Annotated in this window: 13 protein-coding genes and 1 pseudogene; 8 read left to right on the forward strand and 6 right to left on the reverse strand. The window is 71.3% G+C overall.

The window, feature by feature from the left end; genetic code table 11:
• Positions 1-56: 56 nt before the first annotated feature.
• Entirely contained in the window at positions 57-656 is a 600-nt protein-coding gene (locus tag HZS54_RS22480) for a DUF5789 family protein (RefSeq protein ID WP_179919325.1), read from the reverse strand.
• A gap of 55 nt (positions 657-711) precedes the next feature.
• The gene (locus HZS54_RS22485; protein ID WP_179919326.1) at positions 712-1,011 is read right to left on the reverse strand and encodes a hypothetical protein; all 300 of its coding nucleotides are present in this window, start codon (positions 1,009-1,011) and stop codon (positions 712-714) included.
• Between the two features lie 114 nt (positions 1,012-1,125).
• On the opposite strand from HZS54_RS22485, the pseudogene HZS54_RS22490 reads away from it, so the two are divergent.
• From HZS54_RS22490 to HZS54_RS22505, 4 genes and pseudogenes are all read left to right on the forward strand, one after another.
• Positions 1,126-2,889: pseudogene (locus HZS54_RS22490) on the forward strand (Rieske (2Fe-2S) protein).
• Between the two features lie 174 nt (positions 2,890-3,063).
• Positions 3,064-3,672 (forward strand): GAP family protein, encoded by a 609-nt coding sequence (locus HZS54_RS22495; protein WP_179919327.1) that lies wholly within the window; start codon positions 3,064-3,066, stop codon positions 3,670-3,672.
• Positions 3,673-3,882: 210 nt separating this feature from the next.
• Positions 3,883-6,342, forward strand: a complete 2,460-nt coding sequence (locus HZS54_RS22500) for a penicillin acylase family protein (RefSeq protein WP_179919328.1) — start codon at positions 3,883-3,885, stop codon at positions 6,340-6,342.
• Complete coding sequence (locus HZS54_RS22505; protein ID WP_179919329.1) at positions 6,335-6,751, forward strand: hypothetical protein; 417 nt, start codon at positions 6,335-6,337, stop codon at positions 6,749-6,751. Before HZS54_RS22500 ends, HZS54_RS22505 begins: the two co-directional genes overlap by 8 nt.
• A gap of 152 nt (positions 6,752-6,903) precedes the next feature.
• Here the strand turns inward: HZS54_RS22505 and HZS54_RS22510 are convergent, their stop codons facing one another.
• From HZS54_RS22510 to HZS54_RS22525, 4 genes are all read right to left on the reverse strand, one after another.
• Complete coding sequence (locus HZS54_RS22510; RefSeq protein WP_179919330.1) at positions 6,904-7,191, reverse strand: winged helix-turn-helix domain-containing protein; 288 nt, start codon at positions 7,189-7,191, stop codon at positions 6,904-6,906.
• A gap of 3 nt (positions 7,192-7,194) precedes the next feature.
• Entirely contained in the window at positions 7,195-7,833 is a 639-nt protein-coding gene (locus HZS54_RS22515) for a hypothetical protein (protein ID WP_246391720.1), read from the reverse strand.
• A gap of 155 nt (positions 7,834-7,988) precedes the next feature.
• Complete coding sequence (locus HZS54_RS22520) at positions 7,989-8,837, reverse strand: ABC transporter permease (RefSeq protein ID WP_179919332.1); 849 nt, start codon at positions 8,835-8,837, stop codon at positions 7,989-7,991.
• The gene (locus HZS54_RS22525) at positions 8,834-9,832 is read right to left on the reverse strand and encodes an ABC transporter ATP-binding protein (RefSeq protein ID WP_179919333.1); all 999 of its coding nucleotides are present in this window, start codon (positions 9,830-9,832) and stop codon (positions 8,834-8,836) included. The genes HZS54_RS22520 and HZS54_RS22525 overlap by 4 nt, the downstream gene beginning before the upstream one ends.
• A 275-nt stretch (positions 9,833-10,107) precedes the next feature.
• Here HZS54_RS22525 and HZS54_RS26540 point away from each other — a divergent pair, with 275 nt between their 5' ends.
• From HZS54_RS26540 to HZS54_RS22540, 4 genes are all read left to right on the forward strand, one after another.
• Complete coding sequence (locus HZS54_RS26540) at positions 10,108-10,239, forward strand: hypothetical protein (protein WP_281377727.1); 132 nt, start codon at positions 10,108-10,110, stop codon at positions 10,237-10,239.
• Between the two features lie 155 nt (positions 10,240-10,394).
• Entirely contained in the window at positions 10,395-11,582 is a 1,188-nt protein-coding gene (locus HZS54_RS22530) for a vWA domain-containing protein (protein ID WP_179919334.1), read from the forward strand.
• Positions 11,579-12,811, forward strand: coding sequence for a serine/threonine protein kinase (locus tag HZS54_RS22535; RefSeq protein ID WP_179919335.1), 1,233 nt, complete (start codon positions 11,579-11,581; stop codon positions 12,809-12,811). Before HZS54_RS22530 ends, HZS54_RS22535 begins: the two co-directional genes overlap by 4 nt.
• A complete protein-coding gene (locus HZS54_RS22540) occupies positions 12,808-14,019 on the forward strand; it encodes a PP2C family protein-serine/threonine phosphatase (protein WP_246391721.1) in 1,212 nt (403 codons plus the stop codon). The genes HZS54_RS22535 and HZS54_RS22540 overlap by 4 nt, the downstream gene beginning before the upstream one ends.
• Positions 14,020-14,140 lie beyond the last annotated feature (121 nt).

Below are 14,140 nucleotides of genomic sequence, written 5' to 3' on the forward strand. Positions count from 1 at the left end.
CACGGCCGAGCGAGAAATCTCTGTGGGCGGCCGACTCGGGGGACGGGCGGCCCGTCCTACACCCCGAGCCACTCGTCGTCGCGGATCTCGTAGCCGCTCGACCGGCAGAACTTCGCCGCGCGGCGGCGCACGTCGCGCGACCCCGGCAGTTTCTCCTTCTCGCGGATACGCTCGACGACCCAGTCGGCGACGACCGGGATCCCCTCGTCGTCGTCGACGGCGTCGATGGCCTGGAGCTCCCGGAACGTCCGCTCGTACCCCTCGCGCTGTGAACTCCCGAACTCGACGCCCCCGAGTTCGTCGGCCGCCTCGACGATGCGCCGCATCGCGGCGGCGATAGTGGGCCGCTGGACTCGCGCGCGGACCGCCTCGGGCGAGTCGTACTCCTCGCGTTCCGAGCGCGGGAGCAGCTCCGCCAGGTCGCGGGTCCCCTCCGCGGACTCGACCTCGTGGTAGCCGACCGCCTCGACGAGTTCCAGCCCCGTCGCCGGGAACGTCACCGCGTCGAGTTCCGCGTCGAGGGCGTCGAGTTCCGCCTCCTCGACCGGCGGTTCGGTCTCGTCGCCGCGTTCGAGCTCCTCCAGCATCGCCCGCATCCGCTGTCTGTTCTCCTCGTCCTGAGCCTGTTTGTCTCTCCCCGCTCTGTCGTCTGGCATCCCGCGGACTTGGCGTCCGGGGCGGATAACCCTGTGGTCGAACGGTCCGGCTCGCTTATTCCGTCTCGTCCGACCGAAGCCGGCCCCGCCGGTCCGCGGACTCGTCGCGCTCCCGCTCCAGCGGCTCCGAACAGTACCGACAGGCCGTCCGCTCTTCGCCGTTGCGCGCGCCACACGCGGGGCAGTTCGTCATCGACTCCGGGTCCGTGTCGCTCGATCCACCCAGCCCGAACGCCGAGAGCCCGTAGTGCGCGCGGTGGCCGACCTTGAGGTAGACCACCCAGCCCACCAGCCCGAGCGCACCCAGATACACCACCAGTATCCCGAGGCCCGTGGGCGAATCCAGCAGGGTCATACGCGGCGTTGGTGTCGGTCGGAAATCACGTTTTCCCCGCTCGGGACGTGCCGGTTGCGTTTCAAAAACGACCTTCAGCGAATCCCTATACGGACGGCGCCCGATCCGTGCGGTATGGCAACGGAATCCACGGACGGGCCGGAAGGGTACGAGGCGGCCACCGACCTGGAATCCCTGCAAGAGGAGGGACGCGCGGTGACGACCGTCGGCGGCCACAGCGTCGCCCTGTTCCACCACGAGGGCGAGGTGTACGGGGTCGACAACCGCTGTCCGCACATGGGGTTCCCGCTCTCGAAGGGGACCGTCGAGGACGGCCTGCTCACCTGTCACTGGCACCACGCGCGGTTCGAGCTGTCCTGCGGGGACACGTTCGACATCTGGGCCGACGACGTGCGGACGTTCCCGACGGCGGTCCGCGACGGGACGGTGTACGTCGACCCGGACCCGGAGACGGACGTGGCGCCCGAGGTCCACTGGCGCAACCGGCTGGTCGACGGCATGGCGGAAAACCTCTCGCTCGTGCTCGCCAAGAGCGCGATCCACCTCGACGGCCTCGGCGAGGGGTTCGCCACACCGCTGGAGACGGCGGTCGACTTCGGGACGAAGTACCGCGCCGACGGCTGGGGGCGGGGGCTGACGACGCTGGGCGCGATGGCGAACCTCTACGACCAGGTGGATCACGACGAGAAACGGCGGGCGATGTTCGTCGGCGTCCGCGAGGTCGCGGACAACTGCGCCGGCGAACCCCCCAGGTTCGACCAGTACGCGCTGGACAACGAGGACCTCGGGAAGGATCGGCTCAAGTCGTGGTTCCGCGAGACCTGCGAGGTCCGCGATTCGGACGGCGCCGAGCGCTGCCTGCGGGCGGCGACCGCGACGCTGCCGCCCGAGGACCTGGTCGAGATCCTCGTCGCCGCCGCGACCGACCACCTCTACATGAACGGCAGTCACACGATAGATTTCGTCAACAAGGCCTTCGAGACGCTCGACCACGTCGGCTGGGAGCGGGCGCCGGACGTGCTGGCGTCGACCGTGGACACGATCACCGACGGTTCGCGCGCCGAGGAGACGAGCGCCTGGCGCCAGCCGGTCGACGTGGCCGAACTCTGTTTCGACGCCGACGACGACATCCCCGAGCTCTCGGCGGCGGGCGACGGGAAGGCCTGGGACCGGCCCGACGGCTTCGTCGACCGCCTGCTCGGCGACGACCCCCACGACATCGACGAGGCGCTCCGGGACGCGATCCGGGAGGGTGCGACGACCGAGCAGCTGGCCCACGCGGTCGCCGTGGCGGCCCTCCGTCGGGTCGCCCAGTTCGCGACCAGCAACGAGTTCGGCGACTGGAACACGGTCCATCACACCGTCTCGTTCGCCAACGCGGTCGAACGGCTCGCGGGCCGCACCGACGCCGACGACCTCTACCGGGCCTGCTGACAGGGCGCCATGTCCGTCTATCTCGACCGATTCCTCAACCGGCCGGCGGCGCCGCTGCCGGAGGTCGGCGCCGGCGAGGACGACGACCCCGCGGAACTGCGCGAGCGCCTGCTGGAGACGTTCGACGAGCAGGGCCGCGTCGACGAGGCCGGGCGGATCGTCGGCCGGTACTTCGACGCCGGCGGCGACCCCGACGCCCTGAAGCGGACGATGGCCGAGGGACTCCTGCGGGAGGACGCCGGTTTCCACACCCTCCAGAACGTCGAGGGCGGGTTCGCGCAGTTCGAGGCCGCCGAGCGCGACCGCGAGCGCCGGCTGGCTCTGGTCGCGCCCGCCAGGTACATGGCCGCGCACTTCCCGACCCGCCGCGAGGCCGAGCAGACGTTCACCATCGCCGAGCGGCTGTATCGCGGCGAGGCGATCCACGAGGGCGGGGACGACTGACGGGGTGACCGGGTCGCCCGCTGGTGCCAGCGGCCACTCCGGACCTTGAGAGCGCCTGCGATAGCCTGATTCGGCTCACAGTCGCAGCTGTGTGCGTGCGTTCACACGTCATCGAGTCGGCGTGGCGACCCCCGGTCGGCGAGCGACCGGGCGGTCGGTGACCGGGCGGCACGGATGAGTTTCCTCACGATACTGCCGCTGGCGGTCGTGATGGTCGCCGGGCCGCAGCTGCTCAGCGCGGTCTTCCTCGCGACGAGTCGCGAGTGGCGGCGCAACTCCGCGTTGTTCGTCGCCGGTGCGGCCCTGTCGATCTCGGCGGTGGTCGCGCTGACGTACGTCCTCGGCGGCGTGTCGACGGGCGGGGGCGGCGAGTCGAACGGCGTCCTCTCGACGGTTGTCCTCGTGCTGATCGTCGCTGCGATGATATCCACGTTCCTCGGCCGCGAGGACTCCGAACCGCCGAAGTGGATGGGGAAGTTGGAGGCCGCCACGCCGCGCTTCTCGTTCCGTCTCGGATTCCTCCTGCTCGGCGTGTTCCCGACCGATATCGTCACCTCCGTGGCGGTGGGGTCGTACCTCGCCGCCAACGACCTCCCGCTGGTCGACGCCGCGCCGTTCGTCGCGCTCACGCTCCTTTTGCTCGCGCTGCCGTCGCTCGCCGTACTCACGCTGGGGGCCCGGGCGGAGACGCTGCTCCCGCGGGTGCGCGACTGGATGAACGACAACGCCTGGATCGTCAACGAGGTCGTCCTCGCCTTCTTCCTTGTGCTGACGCTCACCTGACGGCGGCGCTCCACCTGACCGTGGCGAAACGGTCGGGGGCCATCGGTCGCGCTCAGCCCCGTTCCGGCGGACGAATCGCGCGTCGTCGGTGCGCGGACGCGTCGATCCGTATCTCGACTCCCGCCCGACTTCCGGCACGCGGACTCGGGCGGTGTCCGACGGTCGCGGGCCGGACCAGTCTTAAGTTCGCGCAGGCCGCAGAAGCGAGGAATGCCATCCAGACGGGCCGTGATCGCAGCTCTCCTCGGTGGCGGAGTCGGTGCCGCGACGCTGACCGACGCCCGGGGGTACCTCAACCGGTTCGCGCCGCTGTCGGGCGACGCCTGGGGCGCCGCGACGGCCGACACTCGCGAGCGGGTCGCGACCCCCTACGGCGAGGCGACGGTCCGATACGACGACGCGGGCGTCCCGACCGTCGCGGGCGACGACGAACTGGCGCTGTACTTCGCGGTGGGGTACGTCCACGCGGCCGACCGGCTGTTCGAGATGGACCTGATCCGGCGGCGGATGCGCGGGACGCTCTCGGCGGCCGTCGGCGAGCGCACCGTCGACTCGGACCGCTTCCACGCCCAGATGGACTTCGCGGCCGCCGCCGAGGCGAGCTGGCGGGCCGTCGAAGACACCCCGACGGGCGAAGCGATGCGGGCCTACGCCGCCGGCGTCGAGGCCCAGCGGACGAGCGAACCGCTTCCGCTCGAATTCCGCCTGCTCGACTACGAGCCCGCCGCGTGGACGCCGGTCGACTCGATGCTCGTCGAGAAGCAGATCAGCTGGGGCCTCACGGGGAGCTTCCGATCGCTGCGCCGGTCGGTCGCGGCCGACGCGCTCGGGGAGCCGGCCGCGGCGACGCTGTATCCCGACCGTATGGACCACGACGTGCCGGTTCTGCGGGGGGAGACGGCCCCGGAGAGCGCGAGCGGCTCCGAACCGTCTTCGGGGGCGGCCGACGCGCGGGGTGAACCCGACCTCGCGTCGCTGTCGGCGTGGCTGGCCGACTTCGAATCCGGGCCCGGGATCGGGTCGAACAGCTGGCTCGTCTCGGGCGAACACACCGCGAGCGGCGAGCCGCTACTCGCCAACGACCCGCATCTGAACCTGATGGCGCCGCCGGTGTGGTACCAGATGGGCCAGCGCCGGCCGGGCATGCGCGTCCGGGGCGTCACCTTCCCGGGCGTCCCGTTCGTCGTCATCGGCGAGAACGACGCGGGCGCCTGGGGGTTCACCAACGCCGGCGCGGACGTGCTCGACACCTACACCTACGAGACCCGCGACGGGGAGTACCGCTACGGCGACGAGTGGCGAGAGTTCGACACCGAGGAGCGGACCATCGAGGTCGCCGGCGGCGACGACCGCACCGTCACGGTCCGCAAGAGCGTCCACGGTCCGGTCCTCGAACGCGAGGGACGACAGGTCGGCGTCGCCTGGACCGGACTCCAGGCCTCGCGGACGGCGGTCGCGGTCCACGAACTCGACCGCAGCGGCGGGCGCGAGGAGGCCCTCGCCGCGCTCTCGAAGTTCGACACGCCGACCCAGAACGCCGTCTACGCCGACCGCGACGGCAACACTGCCTACTGGGTGACTGGCCTGATCCCCGTCCGCGAGTCCGGCGATAGCGGCGGTGACGGGACCAGCGATGGAGGCGGCGAGGGGCCGGTCCGCGGCGACCGCGTCTTCGACGGCTCCGCCCGCGAGGGCGAGTGGCCCGGCTACGAACCCTACGGCGAGCCGGACTTCGAGACGGGGTGGATCCCCTTCGACGAGAAGCCGGGCGTCCGCGACCCCGACTACCTCGCCACGGCGAACCAGCGGATCGCCGACGACCCCGACCGCTACCTCGGGGAGGGCTACGCCGCGCCCTTCCGCGCCCGGCGGATCTACGACCTGCTCGACGAGCGGGCCGCGAGCGACGACCCGTTCGATTTCGCGCACATGCGCCGCGTCCAGCGCGACGTGGTCGACGAGCGCGCTCGGCTGTTCGTCCCGGCGATCCTCGATGCCCGCGACGCGATGGACGACGCCGCCCGAGCCGCCGCAGATCGGCTGGAGGGGTGGGACTATCGGATGAACCGCGACTCCCGCGCCGCGCTCGTCTTCGAACTGTTCGTCGGCCACTACCGCGAGCGGGTGTTCGAACCCGTCCTCGACGCCGCGGGCTTGGACGAGAGTCACTACCCCAACGACTGGGTACTGCTCACGCTCGGTCCCGAGAGCCGGTGGTTCACCGACCCGCCCGCCGAAGGAGTCGACTCGCGGTCGCGCCGCGACCTGATCGCGGCGGCGATGGCCGACGCGGCGGCCGAGATCGACGTCGAGGGCTACGAGACCTACGGCGACTACAACCGGACCGCCATCGACCACCCCTTCGACCTGGCGTTTCTGAACTACCCGCGACTCCCGACGGACGGCTCGCCCGCGACGGTCCGAAACTTCCGCAGGGAGTCGGCCGTCGGGAGCAGTTTCCGCCTGCTCTCGCGGTTCGACGGCGAGCCCTCGCTGGGGATGATCCCGGGCGGCAACGACGGCGAGTACTTCTCCGACCACTACAGCGATCTGCTGGAAGCGTGGGCCGACGGCGAGTACCGCCCGCTGGTGGCGACGACCGACGGCGACCCCGACATCCGGTTCGAGACCGGAGATGCCGACGCCGCGGGAGGTGCCGGCGATGAGTGAGTCGCTGGAGGACGCGTTCGGGACCGAGCCCGACGATTCCTCGGCCGGGGTCCGCGCCCGGCTGTACGACGCGCAGACGAGCCCGCGCGAGCGGTGGGTCCTGACCGTCGCGGCGACCGCGCTCGGGCTCGCGCTCGCGACCGTCCACTGGGGCGGCCTCCTCGCGGGCGGCGCCCTGGTCGGCTTCTGCTGGCCGACCCTCCGCCGGGCGCTCGTCGCCGGCCTGGCGTTCGGTGTCGTCGTCCTGCTCGCGATGGCGGGTCAGTTCGCGCTGGCCGGGAGTCTCGACGAGTACCTCGCGATGGGGCAACTGCTGGCGGTCAGCGTCGCCGTGCCGCTCGTCGCGGGCCCGCTCGGCGCCGCGGCTCGCGGGCTCGTTCCGGACGCGCCGCGCTCGGGCGAGCGGTGACCCTCGTAGCGTCAGTCGTTCAATTCGGCTTCCTTCCTGGCGACCATCTTTTTCACGCGGGGGTTTCCTCGGTCGCTTCGCTCCCTGCGGGAACCCCCGAGTCAAAAACATGGGTGAAAAAGCGCTCGCTCCCGCCGGTCGCTCGCGACCGCTCACTCGTCCAGATCGTCGATCAGCGCTTCGAGCGTCCCGATGTGTTCTTCGAACTTCTCGCGGCCGCGGTCGGTGAGTTCGTAGGTGGTCTGGGGCTTGCGGTCGACGAACTGCTTCTCGACGGCGACGCAGTCGGCGTCCTCCATCTTCCCGATGTGGCTGGCGAGGTTGCCCTCGGTCACGTCCAGGGCCTCCTTCAGGTCGGGGAAACTCGTCTCGCCGTGCCGGTAGAGGTAGGCGAAGATCTGGAGTCGCGTCGGCTGGTGGACGAGTTTGTCGAAGTCCATGGGTCAGGCCCGCGTCAGATACACGTAGGCGGCTATCGCGTACACGATGAAGAGGATGCCGAAGACGCCGACGCCGACGTACCGCAGCATCTCGACGTGCGGGAGCGCCGACGCGAACAACAGGACCCACGCGCCGCCGGCGTAGAACACCAGTCGGTCGCGCCGGCGGACCCGGTAGGCCGCCAGCACGGCCCCCGTCACCAGCAGGCCCAGCCCGATGGTCGCGATGACCAGTCCGAAGTACAGCAGCGCGCGGTCGAGGCCGGGGATCTGGCCGGCCGCGTCGCCGGTGACGCCGGTCGCGGCGACGACGAAGGCCCCGAGCGACCCGTAGAGGACCCGCCAGCTCGGCGCCCCCTCGGGGGCCTCGCTGCTCGGGAGCCGCGCGGAGACCAGCCACAGCGTCGCGACCGCGACGACGCTGAACACGCCCCAGACCGCGACGTAGGCGGCCGCGCCGAGCGTCTCGTAGAGGAAGAAGGTCGCCTGGACGAGCAGCGCCGCGACGCCGATGATCAGCCCGGCCACCAGCCACAGGCGGGCGCGACCGGGGTACTGCTCGGCCAGCCCCATCGCCCCCTTGATGTCCGACAGCTGGCGCTGCAGCTCCTCGGGGTCGACGCTCTCGGAGGCGTCGCTCACGGCGACCACCTCGCCGCGGGGGGCTGTGCGTCCGTCGGCCGAGCGCCGGTGTCGTTGGGTCGGGTCATGCGTGGGGCGGTCGTTGCCGCCGTGTTGTCGGAGGGCCGGTAAGTCGATTCCGGAAGCGTCGGCGGGGACCACCGCCGAGCGGGGAGCTATCCCAGCTCCGCCGAGCGGAAACGGAGGTAGCCGACCACCGGTGCCACGGCGGCCCAGACGCCCATCACGAGGACGTTGAACCACGGCTCGTAGCCCAGATAGTCGGGCGTGTCCGAGAACTGCGCGAGCGACTCGTACCGGCCGGGCGCGTCCGCCCAGACGAGTTCCGGGAGGGTGTTGAAGTACGCGCCGGCCGGCGAGAGCGCGCCGACGAGCGCGCGGGTCGACTCCGGGACCGCCACGCCCGGGAGCGACGCGGCGGCGTCGAGGAGGGTCCCGAGGTTCAGGGCGGGCAGCGGCCCGATCCAGAACGGCGAGAGGACGAAGTACGCCAGGAGGACGCCGATCATCGCCCGCGACCGGGTGGCGACCGACGCCGAGACGGCGACGAAGATGCCGACCATCGCGAGGGTGAACAGCGTCGAGAGCGCGCCCAATGCCAGGAACCGACCCGGGTCGGGCGCGTGGTCGTAGGTCGCGAGCGCGACGGCGAACGCGGCGGCGACGCCCAGGACCATCGTCGCGGCGCCGACGGCCGCGCGGGTGGCGTACTTGCCGCCGAAGTAGTCCGCGCGGGTGTTGGGCAGCCCCAGGTAGTAGGTTATCGACCCGCGCGCGCGGTCGCCGGCGACGGCGAGGTAGGTCAGCGGCGCGAGCAGCAACGGGAACACCCACGCGATCAGCGCCGAGAGGCCGAAGGTCGTCCGGACCGGATGGGGGTGGACCTCGCTCGACCCCAGGAACGCCAGGACGACGATCGCGGCGAACGTCCCGACGACGCCGACGACGGCGTACGAGCGCCGGATGCTCCGGAAGTCCGTCCGGGCGACGGTCGGGGCGCTCACTGGCGGTCACCGCCCGCGGTCGCGGTGTCGGGAGTCGACCCGGATGCGACCCCCTTCCCGGCGCCCGCTCCGACATCGCCGTCCCCGGCCTCGGACCGGTCCGTCGTGTAGGCCTCGAACAGGTCCTCCAGCGACGACTCCTCGATGGCTACGTCTTCGACGGTCGCGCGGTCGTCGAGCCGGCGGAGCGCGGGCATCTTCGCCCGCGGCGTCGCACAACCGACGCGGACGGTCGGACCGTCGACGGTCACGTCGGTGACGCCGTCGACCGCGGCGACGGCTTCGAGGTCGGGCACCGCGTCGACGGTCGCCGAGACGACGCTCCCCATCCCCAGCTCGGCCCGGAGGTTCTCGACGGAGTTGACCGCGGCCAGCTCGCCGTCCCGGAGGATGGCGACCCGGTCGGAGACCCGCTCGACCTCGTCGAGGATGTGCGAGGAGAAGAGGACGGTCGCGCCGCGCTCGGCCTCCTCGCGGACGATGTCGCGGACCAGCTGGACGCCGTTGGGGTCCAGTCCCGAGGAGGGCTCGTCGAGCACCAGGAGATCCGGGTCGCCCACGAGCGCGACCGCAAGCGCCATCCGCTGGAACATCCTCGTCGAGTAGTCGTCGGCCGGCCGCCGGGCGTCCTCGGGGGCCAGCCCCACGCGGTCGAGGAGGGCGTCCGGGTCGTCGTCGGCTCCCTTGGTCTCGACCGCCGCCGCGACGTGCTCGCGCCCGGTGAGGTTCGGCACCGGCTCGAACGCCTCCGGGAGCAGCCCGACGCGCCGCTTGACCCGCTGGATGTCCTCGGTCACGTCCGTCCCGAGGACGCGGACCGACCCGGCGGTCGGGTCGAGAAAGCCCAGGAGGACGTTGATCGTCGTCGACTTCCCGGCGCCGTTCGGGCCGAGGAGACCGAACACCTCGCCCCGCTCGACCGACAGCGAGAGGTCCTCGACCGCAGTCACGCCGCCGTAGCGCTTCGTGAGGCCGTCTATCTCGACCGCGGTCATCCGACCCGCACCTCCGCGGAGCGGGCGGCGGGCGGACTGTGCTGCTCGGCCGGAACGGGGACCATCTCCGTCATGCCTCGATCCGAAAACTAGTTTCCCCACCAATAAAGTTTGCGTAGCAAATCTACTTTGTATTGCAAAGTAAGATTTGCGGCGGAAAGTGCGGCGCAGGGCGGTGTCAGCGGGGCGACAGTCGCCGATCCGGTGCGTCGGCCGTCGACGAGGGGGACGAACCGACGCGAGACTTTTTGAGCCCGGGCGACCGACTGTGTGGTATGGCAACTTGGACCGAGGACCCGTTCATGCGCCGGAGCGTTCTCATCACCGTGCTCTGGCTGCTGGCGATGCTGATCGGCGGCGTCGTGTTGCTGCGCTTCGGCAACGTGATTCAGGGCCTGTTCGTTTAGAGCCTCGACGGGACGCGGGCCGACGGATCGGCGTGCGGAAACGATGAGATCGGACAGCGGGAACTACGGGATCGGGAGTGGCAACTACGGGATCGGGAGTGGCAACTGCCGGATCGGAGAAAAACACATACGGGACGAGAGCGAGAGGGCGAACGATGGTAGCAATCGAGACCGACGTCAACCGGCCGTACGTGCCTGCCGACGGCGCGACGCTGACGGCGACGGTCGACGTCGAACCGGGGACGGGGAGCGGGTCCCGCGAGCGGCACATCCTCCTCTGTCTGGACACGAGCGGCTCGATGGACGGGGCGAAACTCGACCAGGCCCGGGAGGGCGCCTCGTGGGTGTTCGGCCTCCTCGAACCCGACGACTACGTCGGCATCGTCGCGTTCGACTCCGACGCGGAGGTCGTGATGCGCCCCCAGCGGTGGGGCGACACGGCCCGCGAGGACGCCATGCATCGCGTCGAGCAACTGGGCGCCGGCGGCGGCACCGACATGTACGACGGCCTCGACTCGGCGCGGGCCGCGCTCGACTCGCTTGGGTACCGCCCGGAGACCGACGACGCCGTCCGCCGGGTCCTGTTGCTGTCGGACGGCAAGGACAACAACCACGAGCCCGCGGACTTCCGCGACCTCGCGAAGGACATCGACGGCTCGGGCATCCGGATCCTCTCGGCGGGCATCGGCACCGACTACGACGAGGAGACCATCCGCACGCTCGGGACGACCGCCCGCGGCGAGTGGGCCCACCTCGAATCGCCCGGCGACATCGAATCGTTCTTCGGCGACGCCGTCGAGCAGGCCCAGTCCGTCGTCGCGACGGAGGCCAGCCTCGAACTCGACGCCGCCGCCGGCGTCGAAGTGAGCGAGGTGTACCGCGCGCTCCCGCAGGCCCAGGAGGTCGACGTGAACTGGTCGGGCAACGCCGCAACGGTTCCGCTGCCCGACCTGGCCGAGCGGGAGAACCAGCGCGTCGTCCTGAAAGTCCACGCGCCCGCACGCGAGGAACTCGGCGAGCACTCGCTGGTCGACGTGACGCTGACGGCGTCGGGCGAGCGGGCGAGCGACCGGATCGCCGCCGAGTACACCGACGACAACGCGGCGCTGGCCGAACACAACGAGGAGGTGTCGCTCGACCACCGCCAGACGGTCGTCCGCACGGAGCTCGGCAAGGGCAACGTCGCGGCCGCCGAGACGGAGGTCGAGAAGATGACCCGGATCCACGGCGAGGACACGGCCGTCGTCGAGGAGGCCCAGCGACAGACCCGGCTCGTCGAGGAGGGCGGTCGCGACGAACGCGAGAGCGCCACCAGGATCGTCGACGACTCGCGGATAGAATGACGGCCGCGCCGACGGGCGGCGACCTGGTCGTCGGCCGCTACGAGGTCGGCGAGGTGGTCGGCGAGGGCGGGTTCGCCAAGGTGTACGACGCCGTCGACACCGAGACCGGTGAGGCCGTCGCGCTCAAGTACCCCAACTACGCGGGCAGCCAGAACGACCGCGACATCGTCCGGACCTACTTCGAGAAGGAGGCCGAGACGCTGGCGGCCATCCGCGACGCGGGCGGCCACCCCAACATCATGTCGCTGCGCGAGGTCGCCGAGGACGGGGACGGCACCTCCGTCCTCGTCGTGGAGCTCGTCGACGGCTACGAGCTCGACGACGCCATCCGGCGGACCGGCCCGCTCGACGACATCGACGAGGTCCGACAGATCGGGATCGACCTCTGTGACGCGATGAGCTTCCTCCACGAGAACGAGATCGTCTACCGCGACCTGAAGCCGGACAACGTGATGATCACCCACCGCGGGGGGACGGTGACGCCGGTGCTCATCGACTTCAACACGGCGACGGGGTTCGATACCGGGGCGGAAGCGGCCGACCAGACGACCATCGTCGGCCCGTACAAACCCCGCGAGGTCGCCGAGGCCGACGCGACCGAGACCCGTCAGGGGCCGTGGTCGGACGTGTACTCGGTCGGGAAGATCCTGCTGTACCTGCTGAAGGGGACGGTCCCGCGCAAGGACGGGGTCGACCCGCGCGACTTCGGCGCCGAGTGCGAGCCGTATCTCGCCGAGATCGTCGAGAAGGCGACGGCGAGCGACTACGAGGAGCGCTACCGGAACGCGACGGCGATGAAGCGGGTCCTCGAAGCGCGGGACCCGAGCCCGCCGCCGTCGGCGACGGTCCGCTACACGCAGGCGGGCGAGCGCTACACCGTCTACCCGGGCGACACCATCGGGCGTCGCTACGCCGACGGCCCCCGGTCGTCGGTCGTCATCGAGGACGAGGAGGAGTACATCTCGACGGTGCAGGTGCAGTTCGACACCGACGCGGACGGCGAGTGGTTCATCCGCGACCGGAGCCTCAACGGGACCTACGTCCAGACCGGCGGGGGCTGGCAGCGCGTGCTCAGCGAGGCGGGTCGCGAGCGCCTGGAGCAGTCCGGCGAGGACGCGACCGACGCGGAGGGGAACGTGCCGCCGGAGCTGTACGGGCTGCGCGAGGGCGACCTGATCGCCCTCGTCCACCCGAGCTACGGCGTCACCTTCGAGTTCAGTACGGAATGACCATGGATTACGCAACTCACTACGACGTGGGAGACCGCAAGCGCGACGGGGGGATCAACGAGGACAGCGTCGCGGTCTCCGTGTTCGAACAGGGCCACCGCGCGGGCTTTCGCGGCTACGACCGCGACGACGCCGACGGTGACGAAACGGGCGAATCGGGCGAGGAAGGGCGCGAGGCGGACGAGCGACGGGACGGACCGGACGCCGGTGACGCCGACGCGGCGTCCGACGAGTCGACCCCCGACGACCGGCGTGACGAACCGGCGGACGGCGACGGGGCGGACCGCGACCGTGACAACCGGAGCGCGGCGGTGTTCGCGCTCGCCGACGGCGCCGGGGGCCACGACGCCGGCGACGCCGCCTCCTACATCGCGACGACGGCCGTCTGCGAGCACCTCGCGGGTACCGTCGTGGGCGCGGCACGCAGCGACCCGGAGGGGTTCGACGTGACCGTCGACGAGCCGCTGGCGGCCCCGCCGCGGGCAGCCGACCTGGAGTCGGCGGTCGCCGAGGCGGTCGTGGCGGCCCACCGCGAGGTCCTCGCGTACGCCGCCGACGCGGGCGAGCAGGCCCACGCGACCGTCGTCGCCGGGGTCTGCGTCGGCGGCCGCTGTCACTACGGCTGGGTCGGCGACAGCCGGGCCTACGTCGTCAACGCCGCGCGCGACGAGATCCTGCCGCTCACCACGGACCACGCGGTCGTCCAGCGACTGCGCGAGGCCGGCGAGATCGACGACGTGGAGGCGCTGGTCCACCCGCGGGGCAACGAGATCACCCGCGCCCTCGGCGGGAGCGGCCGCGCCGACCCCGAGACGGCGACCGTCGACGTGGAGACGGCGACCGTCCCGCTCTACCGCGAGGACGTGCTGCTGGTCACGAGCGACGGCCTGCTGGACGCCCAGACGGAGGCGGCGAAGCTCTACGAGTGGTACGTCGACGCCGGCCGCGACGACGAGATGGCCGCCGTGGTCCGCGACCGCGCGGTGACCGACGGGGAGATCCGCGAGGCGGTGCTGTCGGCGCCGTCGCTGGACGACGCGGCCGAGCGGCTGGTCGATCTGGCCAACGACCGCGGCGGCAAGGACAATCTCTCGACGATCCTGCTACACGACGGGACGCTCCCGCCGACGCCGACCGACCCGCCGGCCCGGGCGGCGGGCGCCGAGCAGTCCGTGGAGGACCGCGAGACGCTCGTCGAGCACGACTGACGCGGTGGCGCGGCCGATCGGGCCGGAACCGCCGTCCGCGGTCGCCCGCGGTCGTGCGGTTCCTGACCGTCCGCCGCGCCGACACGACGGGGCAACTGTTTTGATGACCGGCCTGCATATG

This window comes from Halosimplex pelagicum (assembly GCF_013415905.1).
GTDB classification, from domain to species: domain Archaea; phylum Halobacteriota; class Halobacteria; order Halobacteriales; family Haloarculaceae; genus Halosimplex; species Halosimplex pelagicum.

What these genes read in the sequence shown, in the direction of transcription:
- HZS54_RS26540 (WP_281377727.1), top strand. Translation starts at nt 10,108, where the DNA reads ATGGCAACTTGGACCGAGGACCCGTTCATGCGCCGGAGCGTTCTCATC.
- HZS54_RS22525 (WP_179919333.1), bottom strand. Translation starts at nt 9,832, where the DNA reads ATGACCGCGGTCGAGATAGACGGCCTCACGAAGCGCTACGGCGGCGTG.
- HZS54_RS22510 (WP_179919330.1), bottom strand. Translation starts at nt 7,191, where the DNA reads ATGGACTTCGACAAACTCGTCCACCAGCCGACGCGACTCCAGATCTTC.
- HZS54_RS22530 (WP_179919334.1), top strand. Translation starts at nt 10,395, where the DNA reads ATGGTAGCAATCGAGACCGACGTCAACCGGCCGTACGTGCCTGCCGAC.
- HZS54_RS22500 (WP_179919328.1), top strand. Translation starts at nt 3,883, where the DNA reads ATGCCATCCAGACGGGCCGTGATCGCAGCTCTCCTCGGTGGCGGAGTC.
- HZS54_RS22495 (WP_179919327.1), top strand. Translation starts at nt 3,064, where the DNA reads ATGAGTTTCCTCACGATACTGCCGCTGGCGGTCGTGATGGTCGCCGGG.
- HZS54_RS22540 (WP_246391721.1), top strand. Translation starts at nt 12,808, where the DNA reads ATGACCATGGATTACGCAACTCACTACGACGTGGGAGACCGCAAGCGC.
- HZS54_RS22485 (WP_179919326.1), bottom strand. Translation starts at nt 1,011, where the DNA reads ATGACCCTGCTGGATTCGCCCACGGGCCTCGGGATACTGGTGGTGTAT.
- HZS54_RS22480 (WP_179919325.1), bottom strand. Translation starts at nt 656, where the DNA reads ATGCCAGACGACAGAGCGGGGAGAGACAAACAGGCTCAGGACGAGGAG.
- HZS54_RS22535 (WP_179919335.1), top strand. Translation starts at nt 11,579, where the DNA reads ATGACGGCCGCGCCGACGGGCGGCGACCTGGTCGTCGGCCGCTACGAG.
- HZS54_RS22505 (WP_179919329.1), top strand. Translation starts at nt 6,335, where the DNA reads ATGAGTGAGTCGCTGGAGGACGCGTTCGGGACCGAGCCCGACGATTCC.